The following is a 23,312-nucleotide window of genomic DNA, read 5'->3' on the forward strand; positions in this document are numbered from 1 at the left end:
ATAGACCACGGCCTTCCACGAAGAGGCGCACTAATGACACTCGGCCTTCGGCGCTGGCTCGATCGCGCCAATCCGCTGACCTTCGCGTTGTTCGCGGGCATGGCTGGCTTCTGCGCCTACTTCTCCATGTATGCGTTCCGCAAGCCGTTCGCGGCCGCGACCTTCGGCGTGGTGGACGGCTGGAGCTTCGCGATCGACTACAAGATCGCCCTCGTGCTGGCCCAGGTCCTCGGCTACGCGATGTCCAAGTTCATCGGCGTGAAGGTGATCTCGGAGATAGCGCCCGCTCGTCGAGGCGCGGCGATCCTCGGCCTGATTGGCGCGTCTTGGGTCGCGTTGCTCGCCTTCGCCGTGGTTCCCGCGCCGTGGAACGTGGCGGCCCTGTTCCTGAATGGCCTGCCTCTGGGCATGATCTGGGGCCTGGTGTTCGGCTACATGGAGGGGCGCCGGACGTCCGAGGTTCTTGGCGCCATCCTCTGCGCCAGTTTCATTCTGTCCTCGGGAGTCGTGAAATCGGTCGGCAAATGGCTGATGAGCGACCTCGATATCTCGCCATTCTGGATGCCGGCCGCCACCGGCGCGGTCTTCATGCCGCTGCTGGCGGTGTCGGTCTGGGCGCTGACCCAGATCCCGCCGCCGAACGCCGCCGACGAAGCCGCCCGGGTGCGCCGTCAGCCCATGGACGGCGCCCAGCGTCGGGCGTTCCTGGCCGCCTACGCGCCGGGCATCGTGCTTCTCGTGCTGTCGTACATCCTGCTGACCGCGCTGCGGGACTTCCGAGACAACTTCGCCGCCGAGCTCTGGACCGCTCTGGGGTTTGGCAAGGCCTCGGACGTGTTCACGGCCAGCGAGCTTCCGGTGGCGATCATCGCCCTGGGGGTTCTGGGCGCGGTGATGCTGGTGAAGGACAATCTTCGCGCGCTTCTGGTGATGCATGGCGTGATCTTCGCCGGCTTCGTTCTCCTCGGCGCGGCGACGCTCGCCTTCCAGGCGGGACATCTGTCGCCGCTGGCCTGGATGATCGCGACGGGGGCGGGGCTCTACATGGCCTACACGCCGTTCAACGCCATGTTGTTCGACCGGATGGTCGCCTATAGCGGCCGCATCGGCACGGCCGGCTTCCTGATCTACGTCGCCGACGCGTCGGGCTATCTCGGAAGCGTCGCGCTGCTGCTCTGGCGCAACTTCGCCATGGTCAAGCTCGACTGGCTGCACTTCTTCGTCGCCAGTGTGTACGCCACCAGCATCGTGGGCGCGGTCTGCACGCTTCTCGCGGGCCTTTATTTCGTCGCCGCCTCGGGACGGCGCTGACGTCGCGGCCTTGGGCTAGCGGCGGGACAAATCCTAGTCGCCCCGCAGGACCGGCGCTGGACGCTGGGCCAGCGCCATGCCCGCGGCGACGAGACCGCCCACCGTGGTCAGCGACGTGGCGCCGGCGAGCAGCAACAGCACGCCATTCCAATCGACGCTCCAGCGCGCTTCGAACACCTTGACCACGACCGGCCAAGCCGCGCAGAAGCCGAAGAACACGCCCGCCGCGCCCGCGATGAGGCCGACCGCCCCGTATTCAACGACGTAGGCCAGGAGGATCTGCGGCCGGGTCGCGCCCAGCACCTTCAGGGTCGCGGCCTCTCGACCTCGCGCCCGGGCACCGGCCGCGATCGCGCCGGCGAGCACGAGCAGGCCCGCCAGGCCGGCGACCGCGGCGGCGCCGCGAACCGCCAGCGCCAGCCGATCGAACAGAGCCGCCGCCGCGTCCAGTTGTTCGCGCACGCTGATCACATTCACGCTGGGAAACCGCTCACCCAACGCGCGGGTCAGTGTCGCCTCGCGATCGCGGCCTAGACGGGCGATCGCGACGCTTCGCAGATCCGCGCCCTCCAGGGTCGCGGGATTGAAGATCAGCGCGAAGTTTGGTCCAAAGCCGCCGAAATCGACCTTGCGCAGGGCCGCGACGCGGGCCTCGATCTCGCGTCCAAGGATGAGGACCGTGATCGTGTCGCCGACCTTCAAGCCGGCCGCGTCGGCGACCTCCGCCGTCATGGCGACTTGCGGCGGCCCCACGTGATCCGCGCGCCACCATTGGCCGGCGACGACGCCGGCATTGCGGGGCTCCTGGCCGAAGAGCGAGACGCTGATGTCATTGTCGAAGGCCCAGCGTTGCGAGGGCCTGATGGCCTGAACGTCGACGGGCTTGCCTTTCACGGCGATGATGCGACCGGTGGCGAACGGCATGCGCAGATAGGTCTCGGCGTTGAGCGGACCCGTCACGCTGGCGACCGTCTCGTCGAAGGCGGCGGCGCGGTCGGCGGGGATTTCGGTGAACACCATCGCTGGCGCGGTGCGCGGGGCCACGTCGCTGACCTGCCGCAGAAGCGCCGACTGGATCAGCACCACGCAGGCCAATAGCGCGACGCCCAAGCCGATCGCGGGGCTCGCGGTATGCGCCGCGGACGCCGGTCCCGCGAGGTTGGCCAGGCCCAGTTTGATGGGGCCGCGCGCCACGCCTCGAAGTCGTCCCGCGAGGAGGGCCGCCGCTCGCCCAATCAAGGCCAGCAGGCCGAACGCCAAGATCACGCCGGCCATCATGATCGCGGCCGACATTGGCGTGGGCGCGGTCGCTATGGCGAGCGCCGCGAGCCCCAAGCCCGCGAAGATGGCGCCCACGGTCTCCACGCCAAGCGGCAAGTGGCCCTTGGGCGAGCGCCTAAACAAGGCGGATGGGGGCGTGGCCCGGGCGCGCGCCAGCGGAACCAGGGAGAACGCGGCGGCCGCCAAGACCCCAAACAGTCCAGCCTTGGCCAGAGGCAAGGGATAGATCTTGAATAGGGCCGGGACCGGAAGGCTTGAACCCGCGATCTGGCCAAGGATGAGCGGCGCCGCCGCTCCGATCAGAAGACCGATCGACACGCCCAAGAGCGTCAGCACGCCGATCTGGATCAGGTGCAAGTCGCGGATGAGGCCGCTTCGCGCGCCCAGCGCCTTCAGCACGGCGATCGCGGGCTCACGGGTGGACAGATACGCCGACACCGCGCCGGCCACGCCAAGACCGCCCGCCACCAGCGAGGCTAGGCCTATGAAGCCCAGGAAATACTCCAGTTGGTCGATCAGCCGGCGCGCTCCCGGGGCGGCGTCGACGCGGTCGCGGACCCGGAAATGCGCGTCCGGAAAGGCTTTCTGGATCGCTTGGCCGACGGCGCGGGGGTCCTGATCGCGCGGCAGCGCCACCCTCACGGCGCGATTGGAGAGACCGCCCGGCGCCAGCAGGCCGGAGCGTTCCAGAACGTCCTCCCGCACGAGCATGCGCGGCGCGATGGCGAACCCGCGCGAGAGGCCGTCCGGCTCGCTGATCAGGCGAGCGCGGACGACCAGGACCATGGAGCCCGCCTCGAACCGATCGCCGATCTTCAGGCGCAGGCGATCCATGAGCGCCGGTTCGACCACAGCGCCCGGCAGGCCGTCCCGGTCGGCGAGGGCGGCGGCGAGGGTCGGCGCGCCCTCCAACTTCACGGCCCCGGCGAGGGGAAAGCGCCCGTCCACGCCCCGCAAACTCACCAGGCGACGGTCTCCGCTGGGCCCTTGCGCCATGGCGCGGGCCCCCGAGGAATAGGTGGTGGGGCCCAGTCGATCGATCGCCGCGCGTTGCTCGCGCGTGAAGTCGCGGTTCTCGACGGAGAACGAAAGATCGCCCCCTAGAATCTCGCGCGCTTGGCTAGCCAGGCCCTGCCGGAAAGCTTCGGCCGTGGAGCCCGCGGCGGCGATCGCCGCCACGCCTAGGGCCAGACACGCCAGGAAAATGCGGAACCCGCGCACGCCAGAGCGCAGTTCGCGCCCGGCCAGCCGAAAAGCCAACGGAACCCGGAAGATCGCCATCAGCCCAGGATCCGACCGTCGGCCATGCGCACGATCCGGTCGGCGCGCGCCGCCAAGGCTGGGTCATGGGTGACCATGACGAGGGCCGCCCCAACCTCCGCGACCAGGTCGAACATGAGGTCGGCCACGGAAGTCGCTGTCGCGCCGTCCAAATTGCCCGTGGGCTCGTCGGCGAACAGCAAGGCCGGGCGCGCGGCCAGAGCGCGGGCCAGGGCCACGCGTTGCTGCTCGCCGCCCGAGAGCTGGTGAGGATAGTGCGTCAGGCGACCCGCGAGGCCGACGCGTTCCAGCCAATCGCGGGCGGTCGCGAGGGCGTCCCGCGCGCCGGCGATCTCTAGCGGCGTGGCGACATTCTCCTCCGCCGTCATATTGGGCAGCAAGTGGAAGGACTGGAACACAAGCGCCGCGCGTCCTCGCCGCAGCAGAGCGCGTCCATCCTCGTCGAGCTTGGCGAGATCCTCGCCGAACAGGCGCGCGGTTCCGCCGGTCGGTTCCTCCAAACCGGCGCCGACGGCGATGAGCGAGGACTTGCCCGATCCCGAAGGGCCGACGATGGCCACGCGCTCGCCAGGGGCGACGGTCAGGTCGACGCCGCGTAGAATTTCCACCGGACCGGCGGCGGAGGGCAGGGTGAGGATGACGGCGTCTAGAACCAGCGGCGAGGCGAACGGCACGTCGGTCATTGGGCTTCCCGCGGCGCCGGTCCTTGTTCCGCCGGCCAGTCGACTACATAGGAAGACATGAGCGCGCCCGCACAACCTTTTCCCCATCGCCGCCAATTTTTGCTCGGACTTGGCCTTTTGAGTCAGACCGGGGCCGGACCCAGGCTGCGGATCGTGACCGTCTTGGGCGATTCCATCACGGCCGGCCTTGGCTTGCCGGCGCGGGACGCCATGCCGGCTCAGCTGCAGGCCGCGCTGGCGCGCCGAGGCGTGTCCGTCGTGGTTCGGGCGGCCGGCGTGTCCGGCGACACCAGCGGGGGCGGATTGGCGCGTGTCGGCTTTAGCGTCGCCAACGACACCGCGGTCTGTGTCGTGGCGCTGGGCGGCAACGACCTTTTGCAGGGCGTGGACCCGGCGCTGACCAAGGCCAACCTGCGCGGCGTGCTGCGGAAATTGAAAGCGCGCGGGATTGGAGCGGTCCTCGTTGGCGTCGCCGCCCCGTCGACCATAGGGGCGGCCTACGCCCGCGAGTTCAATGCGATCTATCCCAGCCTGGCCCGCGAGTTCGGCGTGCCGCTATACGCCAACATCCTGTTGGGCGTGAACGGCGATCCGGCGCTGCTGCAGAGGGACGGCATCCACCCCAACGCCGCCGGCGCCAAGCGGATCGCCGAAGCCCTCGCGCCGGTCGTGGCCAGGGCCCTGAAGGCTTGAGGCGCCTGGGCGCGGTCGCTATCGGCGCGACGCGAGGCGCCTAGGCGCCGGTCTGCCGCTTGGGTTGGCATAAAACGACGTTCCGAGGGCCGTCGCCGCCCTTGGGGTTGTCGTCCACCCTAGCGGGGCCAAGCATCCAAGGGGTCGAGCTGTCGACCGCGAGGGGCCGTGACGCAAAGCCGCGCAGAGATCATCGCTTTCGTGGGGGCCCAAATCCTTCCGCATGAGGCCGACGTCCGCGCGTGGCTTCGTCGGTCGGGCGGCGCGCGCGCCGATATCGACGACATCGTCCAGGAGACCTATTGCCGCCTGGCGGCGCTGGAGAGCACGGCGCATATCGCGAATGGTCGCGCCTATTTCTTCCGGATGGCCCGCAACATCTCGATCGAGAAAATCCGCCGGGCGCGCATCGTTCGCATCGATTGCATAACGGAAATGGACGCGCTGAACGTCGTAGATGATGAGCCGTCTCCCGAACGCGTCGTCGCCAGCCGTCGCGAATTGGGCCGAGTTCGGCGTTTGATCGAGGACTTGCCCGAACGATGTCGACAGATCTTCACCCTGCGCCGGATACACGGTCTTTCGCAGAGGGAGATCGCGGCGCGCCTGGGCGTCACCGAGAACGTGGTCGAGACACAGGCCGCGAGGGGCTTGCGTTTAATTCTACGGGCCTTATCGGAGGCGACGGCGCAAGATCATCCGGTGAGCGACAAGACTCATGAGCCCCTCCGCAAGCGAGATCGATGACGAGGCGGCCCTATGGGCCGTGCGCATCGATGCTCGTGGGTTGGAGGCGGAGGACGATCCGGAACTCAAGGTCTGGCTCGCGGGGGATCCTCGGCGCGCGGGCGCCCTGTTGCGGGCGCGGGCCGCCATCAGCTTCCTGGACCGCGGCCGCGCCTTGGCTGGCGCGACGCCATCGATCGAGAGGCGAGGCCACAGCCGCCGCGGCCTGATCGCCGCGGGCGGCGTGATCGCCGCGCTGGTCGGCGGCGGTATATGGAAACTGCGCCCCCAGAGGCTGGACACCGGTCTGGGCGAGATCCGTCGGGTTCCGCTCGCCGACGGGTCGATGGTGGCGATCAACACCAGTTCCGCGCTGGAGGTGGACCTGAAGCCCAAGGCGCGGGAAGTCACCCTGAAGCAGGGAGAGGCTTGGTTCCAGGTCGCCAAGGATACGGACCGGCCCTTCGTCGTCGCCGCTGGACCCGTTCGCGTGCGGGCGGTGGGAACGGCTTTTTCCGTTCGGCGGGGCGAACAGGGCGACAAGAGCGTCGGCGTTATGGTCACCGAGGGCGTCGTCGAGACCTGGGTGGAAGGCGTCGACGCGCCACCGCGCCGTCTGTCCGCTGGCAACATGGTCGTGCTGGCCAGTACGACGCCGACACCGGTCGTGGAGTCGCCCGCGGATATCGAGCGCAGCCTTGCGTGGCGTAACGGCGAGATCGCCCTCGATGGCGAAAGCCTCGAAGAAGCCGCGCGGCTCTTCAACCGCTATAACAGCCGCCAGATCGTCATCGACGATCCCGATCTGGCCAAGGAGCGGTTCGTGGGACTGTTCCAGACCAACGCGCCCGAAAGCTTCGCCTCCGCCGTCGCGGCGACATTGGGCGCCAAGGTCAGTGTCGAAGAGCGGGCGATCCGCATCGGCCGGGCTCAGGCCTCTTAAACACCGCGCCTTCAAGCATTCGAAACGGGCGCCCCAGGACTAGGTCGCGTAAAAAGCGGGCGTGTTGCGCGGTGTGCGGAGCAATCGCGCCATGCGACGCCGGAAAATCTGATCGCATCCCTCGTGTTGTCAGGAGGCCGCGCTTGGCGGGCTTCGCAACGATGGGGGATAATCGATGCGTAACTGGACGAGCCGTTCCAGTCGGCGAACGCTGCTTTGCGCCGCCACGGCGCTGTGGGCCTTGGCGGGCGGGGTCGCCTTGGCTCAAACCGCGCCGTTCAAGATCGAGGCCCAGCCCGCCGCCGAGGGAATCCGGCAGTTCGCGCGGCAAGCCGGCGTGCAGATTCTGGTGCAATCGAACGCGGCGCGGGGCAAGCGCACGGCGCCGGTTCGCGGCGTCCTCTCGCTCGAGCAGGCGCTGGACCGGCTGCTGGCGGGCTCGGACCTGACGGTTATCTCGAACGACGGCAAGACCATTATCCTGGCGCCGCCCCCCGCGGGATTGATCCGCGCCCGATGGGCCGCCGCCGAGGCGCCTCTCGCCAGCGCCGCCGATCCAGTCCCCGCCGAGCCGGAAAAGCCCAGTATCATCGAGGAAATCATCGTCACGGGCACGCGCTCGACGTCGCGGACCGTCACGGAAAGCATGGCGCCGATCGATGTGATCTCGGCGGCCGAACTGACAAGGAGCGGCAAGCAGTCGACGCGGGACCTGATCTCGACCCTGGTTCCGTCCGCCAACACGTCGAACAGCGGCGCGGGCGCCAGCTTCGCCGTCAAGACCGTGTCGTTGCGCGGCCTTTCGGCCGACCAAACCCTGGTGCTGGTCAACGGCAAGCGCCGCCACAACACCGCTATCCTGTTCGTTAACGGCACGACCCAGAACGGCCAGTCACCGCCCGACCTCGACCTCATCCCGTCCAGCGCCATCGAGCGGATCGAGGTGCTGCGCGACGGCGCCTCGGCGCAATACGGCTCCGACGCCCTGGCGGGTGTCATCAACGTCATCCTGAAGAAGAGCTCCGAGGGCGGCTCGATGACGGCGCTCTACGGCAAGACCGCCGAGGGCGACGGCGAGACGGGGCAGTTCTCGGGCAATCTCGGCATGAAGCTTGGCGAAAGCGGCTATCTGAACCTGACCGCCGACGTGCGGCTCACCGACCCGACCGACCGGGGCGACAAGACGCTGAACACCACGGTGATGTACTTCCCGCTGAACGCCGCCGGCCAGCCGGTGAGGGTCGGGACCGCCGGCGCGACGCCGGACCCGCGCGAGGCCACCGCCAATCGCCACACCAGCCACCCCGGTTCGCCGCAGGTGCAGCTGTTCTCGCTAGGCTACAGCGCCGGCTCGCCTCTGAACGACAAGATCGATCTCTATTCGTTCGGGACCTTCTCGAGCCGCAACACGGCGGCCTGGCTGACCTTCCGCAATCCGAACGCCAGCAACAACAATGTCGCCGTCTATCCTGATGGCTACACGCCGCGCCTGTTTCTGAAGGACCGCGACTTCCAGGTGGCGGTCGGCGCCAAGGGCCTCGACTTCCTGGGCTTCGACTGGGATCTGTCGACGACCTTCAGCCGCGACGACGTGGACTATTACGAAAATTCGCTGAACGCCTCCCTCGGGCCGTCCAGCCCGAGCTACTTCTATCTGGGCGCGCTGAAGTTCCAGGAGTGGACATCCAACCTTGATCTGACGCGCGAGGTCGATACGGGCCTCTTCGCCCAACCGCTGTTCCTGGCGCTGGGCGCGGAGTACCGGGACGACAAGTTCGAGATCGTCGCCGGCGAGCCAGCCTCCTACATCAACGGCGGCTATGTCGCGCCGGCCGGCAGCCCCCAGGCGGGCGTCGTCTTCGCCGGGGGCTCGCAAGGCGTAACGGGCTTCCCGCCGTTCTCCGCCGGGTCGTTCTCGCGTGACAACATCTCCGCCTACGCGAACGTCGAGCAGAAGATCACCGATCAGCTCGAATTGGCTCTGGCTGGACGCTTCGAGCACTATTCGGACTTTGGCGACGCCAAGACCTTCAAGCTTTCGAGCCGCTACGAGATCCAGCCGCGTCTGGCGATCCGCGGCACCGCCAGCACGGGCTTCCGCGCGCCGTCGCTGCAGCAGCAGCACTACGCCTCGTCCAGCACCATCGGCGTGATCGTGCCGCCGGCGACGACGACGCAGCTCTATCCGGTGCAGTTGCTGCCGCCGGACAACCCGGCCGCGATCGCCTTGGGCGCCAAGCCGCTACGTCCCGAGAAGTCGGTGAACTACTCCGTGGGCTTGGTCGCCCAGCCTCTGCCGCGGATGAACGTCACGCTGGACGTCTACCAGATCAAGATCGACAACCGGATCCTGCAAAGCGGCACGCTGGGCCCCAACGCGGCCGTCAGCAACGCGCTGGCCAGCCAGAACCTGAACCCCCAGCAGGCGGCGTTCTATTACGGCAATTTCGCCGATACCAAGACGCGCGGCGTCGATCTCGTCGTCGACTACAAGACCGACTTCGGCGACTTCGGCTCGGTGCGCTGGACCTTCTCGGCCAACCACACCAAGAACAAGTTCACCCGCGTGGTGCAGCCTCCGCCGGCGCTGGCGGCGGCGGGGATCGTCTATATCGATCGCGTCAAGATCGGCGACCTGACCGTCGGCACGCCCAAGGAGAAGTACATTCTGGGCGCGGACTGGAGCCTTGGGAAGTTCGACACCAACCTGCGCCTGACCCGCTATGGCGAGGTCATCCAGCGTACTTCGCTCGCCGCCAATGACGAGACGGTGTCGCCCAAGCTGATCGTCGATCTGGATGTCAGCTACGCGGCGACCAAGGCGATCACCGTCAGCGTCGGCGCCAACAACCTGCTGGACGCCTATCCCGACAGCATCCGGGCCGCCAACCGCGGCACGCCCGCCTTCGCCTACTACAACCAGTACGCCCCTTACGGGATCAGCGGCGGCTTCTACTACGCCCGCGTCGCCGCCCGGTTCTAGGATTGCCTCCAGCCGGTCCGGCGGCCTCCGGACCGGCTCTTTTTTCGCGAGTTGACGATGACCAAGAGCTCAAAGCGCGGCGTCAGCCGACGTCGCCTGTTTTCGCTCGGTGGCGGCGCGATCGCCGTCTCCAGCGCCGCCGCGCTGACACCGCCGGGGGCCAAGGCCGCCGATCAGCCTCTCGCCGCCGATGCTCGGCAGGTCACCGCGACCGAAGGCACCAACATCTGCGCCGCGGTCTCTCCAGACGGAAAGACCGTGGCGTTCGACATCTACGCCATGCTGTGGCTGGTCCCGATCGAGGGCGGCCCGGCGCGACGATTGACCGACGAGATTTATGAGATCGCTCAGCCCGACTGGTCGCCGGACGGCGAGAGCATCGCCTTCCAGTCTTATCGCGACGGGAATTTCCACGTCTGGACCATCGGCGCGGACGGGCGCGGCCTCAAGCAACTGACCCATGGCGCTTTCGACTGTCGTGAGCCGCGCTGGTCGCCGGACGGCAAGACGATCGCCTTCTCCAGCGACCGAGGCGGTCGCTACGGCGTGCATCTGCTGGATGTCGCCAGCGGCGCGATCACCGCTTTCAGCGGCGGCCCCGGCGAAGAGTTCGAGCCGTCCTGGTCGCCGGACGGCAAGAGTCTGGCCTTTACGGTCGATAAGGTCCGTATCGACGTCCAGAGCCTCGACGGCGCCCGGCGGACGGTCGCCAAGGTCAAGGCCTCGGCCGACCGTTTCAACGCCGCCTCGCTGGCCAGCCCCGCCTTCACGCCGGACGGCCAGGACGTGGTCTTCACCGCGATCGAGAACGGCAAGGCCGAACTGCGCGGCGCTTCTGGAGTCGTCGTCGGCGGCGAGGACGTCTTTCCGTTCCGACCCGCGTGGCTGGGCACCGGCGCGATGCTCTACACGGCCGATGGCAAGATCAAGCTGCGGAAGTCGGGCGCCGACACCACGGTCGTGGCGTTCAGCGCGACCGTACCGGTGCTGACGCCGCGCTACACCAAGAAGAGCCGCGACTTCCTGTCGGCCAAGACGCGGCCGGTGATCGGCATCGGCAGTCCGGCCCTGTCGCCGGACGGCCGCCAGGTCGTGTTCCGCGCGTTGAACGATCTCTATCTGCTCGACATCGGCGGCGGCCCGGCAAAGCCGCTGATCAAGGACATGTTCTACAAGCTGGACCCGGCCTGGTCGCCTGACGGCAAGACACTGGCCTATTCGACCGACAAGGGTGGCACGCTCGACATCTGGCTTCGCGACATGGCCACCGGCGCTAGCCGCCAACTCACCCATTTCGACGGCGCGGCGGTGTCCAGCGCCTGGTCGCGGGACGGCAAGTCGATCGCTTTCCTGAGCCAGAACGGCGGACTCTTCGTCGCCGAGGTCGCCACGGGTCAAACGCGCCGCCTCTACGGCGATCTCTGGGAACCCGGAAAGCCGACCTGGGGTCCCGGCGACAAGACGATCGCCTACGCCGCCTTCAAGCCTTACTCGGCCCGTTTCCGCGAAGGCCTCAGTGAGATCCTCACCGTCGACGTCGAGACAGGGAAGGGGACCTATGCGCCGATCCTGCCCGATCGCTCGCTGGGTACGCGCGGGGATGACGGTCCGGTCTGGTCGCCGGACGGCAAGAGCCTGGCCTATGTCTTCGCCAGCCGCCTGCACGTCTCGCCCGTTGACGAGACCGGCAAGCTCCTTGGGCCTCCCAAGGCCTTGAACAGCGAGGTCACCGACGCCGTCAGCTGGAGCGGCGATGGCAAGAGCCTGATCTATGTCTCGGCCGGTCAACTGAAACTGATTTCCGCCGCCGGCGGGGGCGCCCCTCTGGCCGTACCGCATGGCCTGACCTGGGCCACCGTCCGTCCGAAAGAGCGGATGGTCGTTCGCGCCGCCAGGCTTTGGGACGGCAAGTCGTCGACGGTGCGCGAGGACGTCGATGTCCTGATCTCGGGCGGCCGCATTGCCGGGGTCTCGCCGCGCGGCGCGATCGCCAGCGACGTGCAAGTGGTCGAGGCGCCGACTGGGACGGTGATGCCCGGCCTGATCGACATGCACACCCATCGCCAGATGCAAGGCTACGGCTATGGCGACCGGGAAGGGCGGTTGTGGCTATCGCTGGGCGTCACCACCACCCGTTCCCCCGGCGGCCCCGCCTACCACACGGTCGAGGACCAGGAGGCGATCGAGTCCGGAAAGCGGATCGGACCTCGCTACTACGCCACCGGCGAGGCCATCGACGGCTCGCGGATCTTCTACAATTTCATGCGGCCGGTGACCGAGCCTGGTCAGATGGCGCTGGAGATGCGTCGCGCCGAAGCGCTGTCCTACGACCTGATCAAGACCTATGTCCGCCTGTCGGGGGAGCGTCAGAGGGAGGTCATCGCCTTGGCGCACGCCAAGGGCCTGCCGTTGACCTCTCACTATCACTATCCGGCCCTGGCCCTTGGCATGGACGGCATGGAGCACCTGGGGGCGACCAGCCGCACGGGCTATTCCCGCACCGTCAGCGCGCTGGGGAACATCTATCAGGACGTCAACGCCGCCTTCGTGGCCAGCAAGGCCGCGCGCACGCCGACCCTGTTCACCTCGACCGCTCTGCTTGGCGATGATCGATCCTTGGTCGACGATCCGCGCGTGAAGGCCCTCTATCCGCCTTGGGAATATGCTCGCCTCCTCGAACGCGCCAAGCAGATGGCGAGCATGGATCGGAGCGTGATCCTGGCCTCGCTGGCCCGCAATGTCGCCGAGGTGGCGCGCACGGTTCGCGCGGGCGGGCGGATCACGACGGGCACGGACTCGCCGATCGATTTCAACGCCGTCAGTCTGCACATGAACCTGCGAGCGATGGTGCGCTTTGGCATGACTCCCTTGGAGGCCCTGATCACCGCGACCAGCGCTTCGGGGGAGTATCTGGACGAGCCGCTGGGCGTGATCGCGCCGGGGGCCTACGCCGATCTGGTGCTGGTGGACGGCGACCCGCTGACCCGCATCGAGGACGCGGCCAAGGTGTCGAAGGTGATCAAGCACGGAAGCGTCTATACGCCCGCCGATCTGATCGGCCCGTTCGCGGGCGGCCTCGGGCGCGCCGAGCTCGCGGGAAGTCGGCGGTTCGTCTGCGAGGCCTCGCCCGAGTACTGGTGGCACGAAGCGGAGTTTCTGGCCCACGCCAAGGCGTCTTGTTGCGACGGCGCGTGCGGCTTCGCCCCGACAGGGGGGCTGCGCGCGTAGAGGTCTCGATGGCGATCCTGAATCTCGGCGAGACGTTCGGCGGCATGGCCATCGGCCTAGTCTCGAAGTCGATATCCGACACTTGGCTCCGTCAGGATGAGCGCCGGATTGCCGGGATCATCCTCCAGCTTCTGCCGTAGCTGGCCCACGAAAACCCTCAGGTACTGGGTGTCGTCGGCATGGGCCGCGCCCCAGACGCCGACCAGCAGCTCCTTGTGGGTCAGAACCTTTCCCGGCGACAGGGCCAGGCGGGCGAGGAGCTCGAATTCCTTGGGCGAGAGCTTCACGGGCGCGCCGCTCTTGGTCACCAGGCGCCGGTCGAGGTCGATCACGACCTCGCCGAACGATAGCGGGCCGGTCGGTCGACGCGGCGCCGAGGATTGACGTAGCGCCACGCGCAGCCGCGCCAGGAGTTCGCCGACGCCGAACGGCTTTTCGACATAGTCGTTGGCGCCCCGATCCAAGGCCTCGATCTTCTCGACCTCGCGGTCGCGGGCCGACAGAATCAAGATTGGCCCCTCGTAGAAGGCCCGCGCCTTTTCCAGCACGTCCTTGCCGTCCATGTCGGGTAGGCCAAGGTCCAGCACCACGGCGTCGGGAGACCACAGCGCGATGCCGCGCAAGCCTTCCTGACCGCTGTCGGCGCGCAAGGCCTCGTAGCCTGCCGCGTCCAGGGCGGGGCCCAGAAACCGGTGAATCTGCGGCTCGTCGTCGATGACGAGGATGCGGTGGCGAAGCGCGCTCATGCGGCCGTCATAGCAGATGGTGAGGCGTTTCGACGCCCTTGGGCAGGCTGATCAGGATGCGGGTCCCCTTGCCGTCGTGGATCGGGCTGGCGGCCGCGATGCGCCCGCCCAGCGCGTCGATGAAGCCCTTGGCGATGGAGAGCCCCAAGCCCGCGCCTTGGCTGCGGTCGCTGGGCTCCTCCATGCGGCGGAACTTGTCGAAGACGCGCTCCAGCTCTGAGGTCGGGATGCCGCGCCCCTCGTCCTCGATGCTGATCACGACGTTCGAGCGATCCTCGTAGGCCGCCATCTCGATGCGCGCCTCGGGGGGGCTGTAGGCGATGGCGTTTTCCAGCACGTTGACAACCACCTGTTCCAGGAGACTGGCGTCGGCCTGGACCAGAGACAGCTCGCGCGGATAGTCGCGGGTCAGCTCGCGACCGCCCAGGCGCCGGGACACGCGATCGGCGGCGGCGTTCAGGACGTCGCGCACATCGATCCAATCGGTGCGCAACCGAAGGGCGCCGCCCTCGATACGGGTCATATCGAGCAAGTTGGCGACGTAGCGGTTCAAGCGCTCGGCCTCTTCGCGGATGCTGACCACGAGGTCTTCGCGCACCGCCTTGGTCAGCTTGTCCCCATAGTCGATCAGCGTGGTCGAGGCGCCGAGCACCGTCGATAGCGGCGTGCGCAGGTCGTGGCTCACCGAATTCATCAGCGCGGACCGGAAGCGGTCGGCGCGGCGCAGGGTTTCCGCCTCAACCGCCTCGGACGCCAGCTGCGAGCGCTCCAACGCAACCGCGCCTTGCTCCAGCAGCGCCAGCACCAGGCGCTCATGGTCCGAGCCAGGAGGCGCGGCTCCGGCCTCGACGCCGGCCACGCCGGTTCGCGCGCGCACGCCATCCAGCGGCCAGAATGTCCAGCGCGCTTGCGGTAAGGTGCCCGTGCCGAAGCCGGCGGGTTCGCCCTTCTCCCAGGCCCAGCGCGCGGCGGCCATCTGGGCGGCGTCGAGCGCCTCCAGACTGGGAGAGCCGAAGGCCGGCGCGATCTCCTCTCCCTGGGGCAACAGGACCAAGGAACGTCCGCCAGCCGCGGCCGAGACTTGCTCGGCGAGGGCGCGGGCGACGGCGTCGCGCCCCGTGGCCGCCGACAAGGTGCGACTAGCCGCCAGCAGGGTCGTGACGGCGGCGGCGCGCCGTTGAGAGCCCAGCGCCTGATCGCGAACCCGCCCGGCCAGGCCACCCGAGGCCAGGGCCACGGCCCAGAACACCACGAGCGTGATGAAGTCGGTCGGGGCGCCGACCGCCAGGCTGTAGCGCGGCTCGAGGAACAGGTAATTATAGACGACGAACGCGACGGTCGCCGCAGCCAGGGCGGGCCGCAGGCCGTGCAGCACGCCGGCGGCGAGAACCGCCGCCAGGAAGATCATTCCCAGATCGACGCGGTCGAACGTGACGTCCAGGCCCCAGGCCGCGAGGGTGGCGACGGCGATGAACAACGCGCCGACCGCATAGCCCCGCCATCGCCCCAGGCCGAGCGCCGTCGGGGGCTTCGGTTGCGGCTCGTGGGCGGCCTCGGTGACGACGTGGACCGCCGCGCCTCGCGCTTCGCGCAGAAGGGCCGTGGCCAAGGACCGCCCCAGAAGCTCGCGCCAGCGGCTCTCGACCGATTTGCCGATCACGATCTGGGTGACGTTGTGACGCCGTGCGTAGGCCATCACCGTGTCGACGATGTCACCGCCGGTCAGGCCTACCGTCGCGCCGCCCAGCTGCTCGGCCAGACGGTAGGCCTCCCGCAGCCGCGTCGCGTCGCCATCCTTGGCCAGCGGCCGGTCGGTGCGCTCGACGTGGGCGACGGTCCAGGGCGCGTCCATCATCATGTCCGACAGACGTCGTCCGGCTCGCACCAGACTGGCGGCCATGGCGTCGCCGCTGACCAGGACCAGGATTCGCTCGCCCGCCGCCCACGGCCCCTCGACGCCCTTCTCCCGCATCGTGGCGACCAATTGGTCGTCGACCGTCTGGGCGGCTCGGCGCAGGGCCAGCTCGCGCAGCGCGGTGAGGTTCTCCACCTTGAAGAAGTTGTCGGCCGCCAGGCGGGCTGTCTCGGGTACATAGACCTTGCCCGCCGCCATCCGCTCACGCAGCTCGCCGGGGGTGATGTCCACCAGCTCGATGTCGTCGGCGCGGGAGAGGGCGCTGTCGGGGACAGTCTCGCGCTGGCGCACGCCGGTGATGCGCTGGACGACGTCGACCAGGCTTTCCAGGTGCTGGACGTTGAGCGTGGTCCAGACATCGACGCCGGCGGCCAGCAGCTCCTCGACGTCCTGCCAGCGCTTGGGATGGCGTGAGCCGATGGCGTTGGAGTGGGCGTACTCGTCGACCAGCAGGATCTTGGGCTTGCGCGCCAAGGCCGTGTCGATGTCGAACTCCATCTGGACACGGCCGCGATGCTCGATCGGCCTGCGGGGCAGGACCTCCATGCCCCGCAGCAGGCTTTCGGTCTCGCGACGGCCGTGGGTCTCGACGACGCCGATCAGGACGTCCGCGCCCTCGGCCTTGCGACGGCGGGCGGCGCGCAGCATCTCGTAGGTCTTGCCCACGCCCGGCGCCATGCCGAGAAACACCTTGAGGCGCCCCCGGCGCGCCTTGTTGGCGGCGGCCAGAAGCGCCTCGGGGTCGGGTCTTTTCGGTTCGTCAGCCGGCACTAGCCGCCTTTCTTGCCAGCGATTGGCGGAAAGCGGGCGTCGAGCGCCCGGTTGAGCGCCAGGACATTGACTCGGGGCTGGCCGATGAAGCCCAGCAGGGGCTGCTGGATCTGACGATCGATCAGCGTCGTGACCTCGTTCTCAGGAACGCCTCGCGCCTTGGCGATCCGCGGCGCCTGGAAGCGGGCGTTGGCCGGCGAAATGTCCGGATCCAGGCCCGAGGCCGAGGTGGTGACCGCGTCGGCGGGGATCGCCGCGCCGGGGTTCTCGGCCCGCAGAGCCGACGCGTCGGTCTTTTCCCGCGCGATCAGCTTGTCGTTCAGCGGGCCCATGTTGGAGCCGCTGGACGCCGCGGCGTCGTAGCCGTTGCCGGCCGCCGAGGGACGGCTGTGGAAGTATTCGGGCTTGGCGAAGGCCTGGCCGATCAGGGCCGAGCCGATGACACGGCCGCCGCTGTCGCGGACCAGGCTGCCGTTGGCCTGGGACGGGAACGCCGCCTGGGCGACGCCGTTGACGGCCAGCGGATAGGCCAGGCCCAGCAAAGCGGTGAACAGGCCCATCGAAACCAGGGCCGGACGAAGATGCGAAAGCATGACGGATGACTCTCCGAGGACTCGTGTTTACGCCAGACCCAGGGCCGAGACCACGAGGTCGATCAGCTTGATGCCGACGAACGGCGCGATCAGGCCGCCCAGCCCGTAGACGGTCAGGTTGCGCGACAGCAGCTTGCCGGCGCCGACGGCGCGATACTTCACGCCCTTCAGGGCCAGCGGGATCAGGGCGATGATCACCAGGGCGTTGAAGATCACCGCCGACAGGATGGCGCTCTGCGGGCTGTGCAGCTTCATCACGTTCAGCGCGCCCAGGGCCGGCAGTGAGACCACGAACATCGCCGGGATGATGGCGAAGTACTTGGCCACGTCGTTGGCGATCGAGAAGGTCGTCAGCGCGCCGCGGGTGATCAGCATCTGTTTGCCGACCTCGACGATCTCGATGACCTTGGTCGGGTCGCTGTCGAGGTCGACCATGTTGCCGGCCTCGCGCGCGGCCTGGGCGCCGGTCTGCATGGCGACGCCGACATCGGCCTGGGCGAGCGCGGGCGCGTCGTTGGCGCCGTCGCCGCACATGGCCACCAGGCGACCTTTGCCTTGCTCTTCCCGGATAAGCCGCAGCTTGTCCTCGGGCGTGGCCTCGGCCAGGAAGTCGTCGACGCCAGCTTCCGAAGCGATCGCCGCGGCGGTCACCGGATTGTCGCCGGTGATCATCACCGTGCGCAGGCCCATGCGGCGAAGGTCGGCGAAGCGCTCCTTCACGCCGGGTTTGACGACGTCCTTCAGGTGGATGACGCCAACCAAGACACCGTCCTCGCTGACCGCCAGCGGCGTGCCGCCCGAGCGTGCGATACGATCGACGGCGGCCGTCAACTCGACCGGGATGCTTTTGGGCTCCAGCGCCAGCGAGCGGTAGACGGCGTCCACCGCGCCCTTGCGCCAGCTACGGCCGCCGTGGTCCAGGCCGGACTGGCGGGTCTGGGCGGTGAACGGGATCGAAGTCGCGCCTTCGGGCGGCTCCACGGTCAGGCCGGCGTTACGAGCCAGCTCCACGATCGAACGACCTTCCGGCGTCTCGTCCGCGAGAGAAGCCATCAGGGCCGCTCTCATCGCGGTGTCCGGACGCACGCCCGGGGCCGGGATGACTTCGGTGGCCATGCGGTTGCCGAAGGTGATGGTGCCGGTCTTGTCCAGCAGGAGGGTGTCGACGTCGCCGGCGGCCTCGACCGCGCGGCCCGAGGTCGCCAGGACGTTGACCTTCAGCAGACGGTCCATGCCGGCGATACCGACCGCGGACAAGAGTCCGCCAATGGTCGTCGGAATAAGCGTGATGAACAGCGCGCCCAGCACCAGAGGATCCAGCGCCACGCCCGAGAACTTGCCCAGGCCCAGCAAGGTCACGACCGCGATCAGGAAGATCAAGGTCAGGCCCGCCAGCAGCACGGCCAGGGCGATCTCGTTCGGCGTCTTGCGGCGGTCGGCGCCCTCGACCATGGCGATCATCCGATCAAGGAAGGTCGAGCCGGCCTCGGCCGTCACGCGCACCTTGATCCAGTCGGAGACCACGGTCGTGCCGCCGGTCACGGCCGAGCGGTCGCCGCCGCTTTCGCGGATGACGGGGGCGCTCTCGCCGGTGATGGCCGCCTCGTTGACGCTGGCCATGCCCTCGATGATTTCCCCATCGGTCGGAATCACGTCGCCCGCCTCGACCAGGATCACCTCGCCGACGCCCAGCTTGTGGGCCGGAGTCGGGATCCAGGTCCCGGTCTTCGGGTCGACGAGCAGCTTGGCCTTGGTCGTCACCCGCGTGGCGCGCAGGCTGTCGGCGGCCGCCTTGCCGCGGCCTTCGGCGACGCTTTCGGCGAGGTTGGCGAACAGCACCGTGGTCCACAGCCAGACCGCGATCTGGATGGCGAAACCCGCCGCCTGATGCGTGGCCACCGCCGCGACCGCCGAGACGGTCGACAACAGGGCCACCAGCCAGGTGGCGAAGATCACCGGATTGCCGGTCAGCTTGCGCGGATCGAGCTTGAGGAAGGCGTCCTTGGCCGCGCGGGCCAGGACCGCTCCGGAGAGACCACCGGCCAGGGCGCGTCGGCCCTCGCCGGCATGGATATCGATCGAACTCATGGGATCACCACTCAGCGGAGGGCCGCGACCGCGCCGAGCGCTTGGAAGTGCTCGACGATCGGTCCCAGCGCCATCGCGGGGAAGAATTGCAGGCCGCCCAGGATCAGGATCACCCCGATCAGGAGGCCGATGAAGAGACCGCCGTCGGTCGGCAAGGTGCCGGCCGTGGGCGCGAGCTTGGGCTTGGCTACCAGGCTGCCGGCGATGGCCAGCACCGCGACGATCGGCAGGAAGCGGCCCAGGGCCATGGCGATCCCCAGCGTCACGTTCCACCAGGGCGCGTTGGCGGTGAGGCCCGCGAAGGCCGAGCCGTTGTTGGCCGTGCCCGAGACGTAGGCGTAGAGGATCTCCGACAGGCCGTGTGGGCCGCTGTGCATCAGGCCCTTCAGCGCTTCGGGCAGGACGGCGGCGATCCCGGAGAAACCCAGCATCGACAGCGGGATGATCACCACCGCCAGGATCGAGAACTGGATCTCGCGGGCCTCGACCTTCTTGCCCAGGTACTCGGGCGTGCGGCCGACCATCAGGCCGGCGACGAACACCGACAGCAGGGCCATGACGACCATGATGGCGACGCCCGAGCCGATGCCGCCGGGCAGGATCTCGCCCAGTTGCATCAGGAACATCGCGATCCCGCCGCCCAGGGGCATCAGGCTGGAGTGCATTCCGTTGACCGAGCCATTGGAGGCGCCGGTGGTCATGGCGACCCAGGCGGCCGTAGCCGGCGCGCCGAAGCGGACCTCCTTGCCCTCCATGTTCACCGACGCGTCGACCTTGGCGGCCACCTGGGCCGGCGGTCCTTGAGTCTCGGTCGCGTAGACGCCGGCCGCGCCGGCGAACAACAGCACGAAGGCGGCGATGATCAACGCGCGCACGTCCTTCTTGGCCAGCACCATGCGGCCGAAGGCGAAGAAGGCCGCCCAGCCCAGGGTGTTGATCGAGATGGCCGTGATCAGGTTGGTCAGCGGCGTCGGGTTCTCGAACGGGTGGGCCGAGTTGGCGTTGAAGATCCCGCCGCCGTTGATGCCCAGCATCTTGATCGCCTCCTGCGAGGCCACGGCGTAGAGCGAGATCTTCTGGTCGGCGCCTTCCAGCGTGTGGGCGGTGACGCCGGCGGCCAGGGTCTGGGGCAGGCCCAGGGCGACGAGAACGACCGCGACCACGAAAGCTAGCGGCAGCAGCAGGTAGAGCGTCGTGCGGATCAGGTCAGCCCAGAAGTTGCCGACGCCCTCTCCGCGATTGGCGACGAAGGCGCGCGCCAGGGCGGCCGCGACGGTCGCGCCGGTGGCGGCCGAGACGAAGTTCTGCACCGTCAGCACCAGCATTTGGCTGAGCGTCGACATCGTGCTTTCGCCCGCGTAGCTCTGCCAGTTGGTGTTGGTGACGAAGCTGATCGCCGTGTTGAACGACAGATGGCTCGACAGGCCCGGGAAGCCCTGCGGGTTCAGCGGCAGAATGCCCTGCAGGCGTAGCACCGCGTAGACGAAGAAGAAGCCGACCAGGTTGAAGGCCAGCAGGGCCAGGGCGTAGGCGTGCCAGCTCTGGCTCTTCTTGGGATCAACGCCACAGGCCTTGTAGAACAGGCCCTCGACGGGCCGCATCACGGGGTCGAGGAAGGTCTTCTCGCCGTTCCAGACGCGCGAAAGATAAACGCCTAGCGGCCAGCCGATGGCGACCGCTAGGCCGAGGGTCAGGGCGATCTCCGCCCATCCTTGCCATGTCATGGAAATGGTCCGTCAGAACTTGTCGGGTCGCAGCATCGCCGCGACCATGTAGCCGGCGATCACGATCGCGCCGGCGCTCCACAGGATGTTCACGAACATCGTCAGACGCGCCTCAGCGCGGCGACGAACGCGCTAAACAGGGCGAACAGGCCAAGCGCCAGCGCCCCATGGAGAAGATCAGCCATCACGGCCTCCTTTGGTGTTGGAGGTCAGTGACCACGAAGCCGCGTAAGGGCTCGATGTGGAAGCGGGCGGGCGGCATAAGGGCCGCATAAAGACCGGGGGACCGGCGCCCTTGGAACTTGAGAACCGGACCTTGCGCCAGCCACGCAAGCGGCTCTTGTCGAATGTGCTGGCCGTCGCGCTCACGCCGTGCCATCGGCTGGTCGATCGCGAAGCGACCGCAGACGAGGGGCATGGCCATGGCGCTTGTGAAAACGACAACTTTGGCTGGCCGATCCAAATCGAGAGCGATCCAGGCGAAAAGCACGCCCGAAGCGCCGCCAGCGAAGCGGCAGGCCGCGCGGGCGTCCGCTTCCCGGCGTGAAAACGCCTCCGAACGGATTGGCTCGGCCGCCGCCGAGCTGAGTAGCGGTCTTACCGAGGCGGCGGGCGCTGTCGATGAACTACGGGGCTCGCTGGCCGAGATCGCGGCCGGCGCCGAGGAGGCGGCCGGCGCGGCCCACGAATCCCTGGCCGCGATCACCGCCATGACTGGAGCTTTCGCCCAATCTCGCGAACAGGCGGAGATGTCGCGGCAGCGCGCGGACGCTCTTCAGATTCTGCTGACCGAGTCCGGAGCGGCCATCAATGCGTCCGTGAAAGCGGTCATGGGAAATGCTCGCCGACAAGCGACAAGCACCCAGACGGCGGCCGCGCTGGAAGCCCAGGTCGAACGGATTGGCGAGATTACCGGAAGCGTCGCCGATCTCGCCGATCAAACCAACCTCCTGGCCCTGAACGCCGCGATCGAGGCCACGCGGGTGGGGGACCATGGACGTGGTTTCGCCGTCGTTGCCGACGAAGTGCGGGCCCTGGCCGAAGTCGCCGAAAAGCGGTCCCGGGACATCGCCGCCGTCGCTGCCCGTGTGGCCGACGGCGTTAGGGACGTCGGCGAAAGCTTGCGCCGATCGGCGGCGGACGCCGAAGCCGAGGCCGAGGCCGGAGCCGGCGCGATCGCCAAGCTAGACAGGGTGCGGATCGAGATGGCGCGCCTGGGCGAGGACAGTCAGGCGATCCTGATCGCGGCTGTCGAGGCGGTGGGCGCGGCCAACGAGGCCCGCCGCGGCGCCGAGAGCATCGCCAGCGCCGCCGAGGAGCAGGCCGCCGCCGCGGCCGAGGCGCAGCGCGCGGTGCAGCAGCAGGGACAGGCGCTGGACGAGAGCGAGACGGCCGCGCAATCGCTGGAGGTGCTTACCGAGCGGCTGATCAACGGCGACCAAGCCGACAAGATCGCCGAACAAGCCTCCGCCGCGGCGGAGCAACTCTCGGCCGCCATTCAGGAGCTGGCGGGCGCGGCCGGCGAGATTCAGATCGCCCTGGACCAAATCAGCCGCGGCGCCCAAGCTCAAGCGGCCGCGACCCAACAGGCTAGCGCCGCCATGACGGAAATCGAGAAAGCGGCCGAACTGACCGCCGCGAACGCCGTCGCGAACGCCCAACGCATTGGCGTGATGCAGGGACAGCTCCAGGAAGGCAGGGCCGCGGTCACGCGCCTCGTCGGCGGCGTGGCGACCGCGAACGACAACGCGCACTCGGTCCTCCAAAGGATCGAGGTCCTGGAAGCCGAGATGGCCACCATCAAGAAGTTCGTGGACGGCTTGGCTCTGATTTCCGTGCAGACGACGATGCTCGCGACCAGCGGCGCGGTGGAGGCCGCGCGCGCTGGCGAGGTCGGCGAGGGCTTCGCCTTGGTGTCCGCTGATATCCGTACCCTGGCGCGGGATTCCGCGGCGAACGCCGAAACCGTCAACGAGCTGGTGGCCGGGATCGCGGCTCAGTTGAACAAGGTCCGACGGGAAGTGGATCAGGCCCTCGCGGTTGGCGAACTCGAGATCGATCGCAATCGCGCGATCGAAGAGCGCCTGGCGCTCGTGGACCGCGACGCCGTCGGCCTGCGCGATGGCGCCGACGAGATCGCCAAGGGCGCCGCCGCGATCATGACGGCCAGTTCCCAGGTGCTGACGGGTGTCAACCAGATCGCCGTCGCGGCGGAAGAAGCCAGCGCCGCCGCGGCCCAGGCCGCGATCGCCGCGCGCCAGCAGTCCCAGGCGGCCGAGGATCTCGCCGCCGCGGTGGAGGAAATCGCGCTTCTGGCCAACGAGCTTCAGACCGCGAAGGCTTGAG

General features: G+C 68.4%; 14 protein-coding genes and 1 pseudogene. 8 read left to right on the plus strand and 7 right to left on the minus strand.

What is annotated here, in order from left to right; genetic code table 11:
* Positions 1-33 precede the first annotated feature (33 nt).
* Positions 34-1,311, plus strand: a complete 1,278-nt coding sequence (locus tag J2728_RS09395) for a DUF5690 family protein (RefSeq protein ID WP_309998581.1) — start codon at positions 34-36, stop codon at positions 1,309-1,311.
* A 33-nt stretch (positions 1,312-1,344) separates the two neighbouring features.
* Here the strand turns inward: J2728_RS09395 and J2728_RS09400 are convergent, their stop codons facing one another.
* Together J2728_RS09400 and J2728_RS09405 are read right to left on the minus strand one after the other, a co-directional pair.
* Complete coding sequence (locus tag J2728_RS09400) at positions 1,345-3,867, minus strand: ABC transporter permease (RefSeq protein ID WP_309999444.1); 2,523 nt, start codon at positions 3,865-3,867, stop codon at positions 1,345-1,347.
* Between the two features lie 5 nt (positions 3,868-3,872).
* On the minus strand, positions 3,873-4,556 hold the full coding sequence (locus J2728_RS09405) for an ABC transporter ATP-binding protein (RefSeq protein WP_309998583.1): 684 nt from the start codon (positions 4,554-4,556) through the stop codon (positions 3,873-3,875).
* Positions 4,557-4,613: 57 nt separating this feature from the next.
* Here J2728_RS09405 and J2728_RS09410 point away from each other — a divergent pair, with 57 nt between their 5' ends.
* From J2728_RS09410 to J2728_RS09430, 5 genes are all read left to right on the plus strand, one after another.
* Positions 4,614-5,249 (plus strand): arylesterase, encoded by a 636-nt coding sequence (locus J2728_RS09410; RefSeq protein WP_309998584.1) that lies wholly within the window; start codon positions 4,614-4,616, stop codon positions 5,247-5,249.
* A 168-nt stretch (positions 5,250-5,417) separates the two neighbouring features.
* Positions 5,418-5,996, plus strand: coding sequence for an RNA polymerase sigma factor (locus J2728_RS09415; RefSeq protein WP_309998588.1), 579 nt, complete (start codon positions 5,418-5,420; stop codon positions 5,994-5,996).
* Positions 5,968-6,918: a FecR family protein gene (locus J2728_RS09420; RefSeq protein ID WP_309998589.1), complete on the plus strand. Its 951-nt coding sequence runs from the start codon at positions 5,968-5,970 to the stop codon at positions 6,916-6,918. The genes J2728_RS09415 and J2728_RS09420 overlap by 29 nt, the downstream gene beginning before the upstream one ends.
* A gap of 175 nt (positions 6,919-7,093) precedes the next feature.
* Positions 7,094-9,901, plus strand: coding sequence for a TonB-dependent receptor domain-containing protein (locus J2728_RS09425; protein ID WP_309998590.1), 2,808 nt, complete (start codon positions 7,094-7,096; stop codon positions 9,899-9,901).
* 57 nt (positions 9,902-9,958) lie between these two features.
* The gene (locus tag J2728_RS09430; RefSeq protein WP_309998591.1) at positions 9,959-13,129 is read left to right on the plus strand and encodes an amidohydrolase family protein; all 3,171 of its coding nucleotides are present in this window, start codon (positions 9,959-9,961) and stop codon (positions 13,127-13,129) included.
* A 56-nt stretch (positions 13,130-13,185) separates the two neighbouring features.
* Here the strand turns inward: J2728_RS09430 and J2728_RS09435 are convergent, their stop codons facing one another.
* The 5 genes from J2728_RS09435 to kdpA are packed head-to-tail and all read right to left on the minus strand — an operon-like array spanning position 13,186 to position 20,966.
* Complete coding sequence (locus tag J2728_RS09435; protein WP_309998593.1) at positions 13,186-13,875, minus strand: response regulator; 690 nt, start codon at positions 13,873-13,875, stop codon at positions 13,186-13,188.
* A gap of 7 nt (positions 13,876-13,882) precedes the next feature.
* The gene (locus tag J2728_RS09440) at positions 13,883-16,561 is read right to left on the minus strand and encodes a DUF4118 domain-containing protein (protein WP_309998595.1); all 2,679 of its coding nucleotides are present in this window, start codon (positions 16,559-16,561) and stop codon (positions 13,883-13,885) included.
* Positions 16,561-17,154: a potassium-transporting ATPase subunit KdpC gene (gene kdpC, locus J2728_RS09445; protein ID WP_309998597.1), complete on the minus strand. Its 594-nt coding sequence runs from the start codon at positions 17,152-17,154 to the stop codon at positions 16,561-16,563. The genes J2728_RS09440 and kdpC overlap by 1 nt, the downstream gene beginning before the upstream one ends.
* A 27-nt stretch (positions 17,155-17,181) precedes the next feature.
* Entirely contained in the window at positions 17,182-19,242 is a 2,061-nt protein-coding gene (kdpB, locus tag J2728_RS09450; protein ID WP_309998598.1) for a potassium-transporting ATPase subunit KdpB, read from the minus strand.
* A gap of 11 nt (positions 19,243-19,253) precedes the next feature.
* Positions 19,254-20,966, minus strand: a complete 1,713-nt coding sequence (gene kdpA, locus J2728_RS09455; RefSeq protein ID WP_309998599.1) for a potassium-transporting ATPase subunit KdpA — start codon at positions 20,964-20,966, stop codon at positions 19,254-19,256.
* Positions 20,967-21,796: 830 nt separating this feature from the next.
* Between kdpA and J2728_RS22270 the strand changes: the two are divergent.
* Together J2728_RS22270 and J2728_RS22275 are read left to right on the plus strand one after the other, a co-directional pair.
* A pseudogene (locus J2728_RS22270) lies at positions 21,797-22,090 on the plus strand (methyl-accepting chemotaxis protein); the annotation flags it as partial.
* Between the two features lie 81 nt (positions 22,091-22,171).
* Positions 22,172-23,311, plus strand: a complete 1,140-nt coding sequence (locus J2728_RS22275) for a methyl-accepting chemotaxis protein (protein WP_404979746.1) — start codon at positions 22,172-22,174, stop codon at positions 23,309-23,311.
* The last annotated feature ends 1 nt before the right edge of the window (position 23,312 follow it).

It is taken from the genome of Caulobacter segnis (assembly GCF_031454995.1).
In the GTDB taxonomy this organism is placed as follows: Bacteria; Pseudomonadota; Alphaproteobacteria; order Caulobacterales; family Caulobacteraceae; genus Caulobacter; species Caulobacter segnis_E.

Coding starts and splice junctions, on each gene's coding strand:
- J2728_RS09395 (WP_309998581.1), top strand. CDS start 34: ATGACACTCGGCCTTCGGCGCTGGCTCGATCGCGCCAATCCGCTGACC.
- kdpC (WP_309998597.1), bottom strand. CDS start 17,154: ATGCTTTCGCATCTTCGTCCGGCCCTGGTTTCGATGGGCCTGTTCACC.
- kdpB (WP_309998598.1), bottom strand. CDS start 19,242: ATGAGTTCGATCGATATCCATGCCGGCGAGGGCCGACGCGCCCTGGCC.
- kdpA (WP_309998599.1), bottom strand. CDS start 20,966: ATGACATGGCAAGGATGGGCGGAGATCGCCCTGACCCTCGGCCTAGCG.
- J2728_RS09425 (WP_309998590.1), top strand. CDS start 7,094: ATGCGTAACTGGACGAGCCGTTCCAGTCGGCGAACGCTGCTTTGCGCC.
- J2728_RS22275 (WP_404979746.1), top strand. CDS start 22,172: ATGGCGCGCCTGGGCGAGGACAGTCAGGCGATCCTGATCGCGGCTGTC.
- J2728_RS09435 (WP_309998593.1), bottom strand. CDS start 13,875: ATGAGCGCGCTTCGCCACCGCATCCTCGTCATCGACGACGAGCCGCAG.
- J2728_RS09410 (WP_309998584.1), top strand. CDS start 4,614: ATGAGCGCGCCCGCACAACCTTTTCCCCATCGCCGCCAATTTTTGCTC.
- J2728_RS09405 (WP_309998583.1), bottom strand. CDS start 4,556: ATGACCGACGTGCCGTTCGCCTCGCCGCTGGTTCTAGACGCCGTCATC.
- J2728_RS09430 (WP_309998591.1), top strand. CDS start 9,959: ATGACCAAGAGCTCAAAGCGCGGCGTCAGCCGACGTCGCCTGTTTTCG.
- J2728_RS09420 (WP_309998589.1), top strand. CDS start 5,968: ATGAGCCCCTCCGCAAGCGAGATCGATGACGAGGCGGCCCTATGGGCC.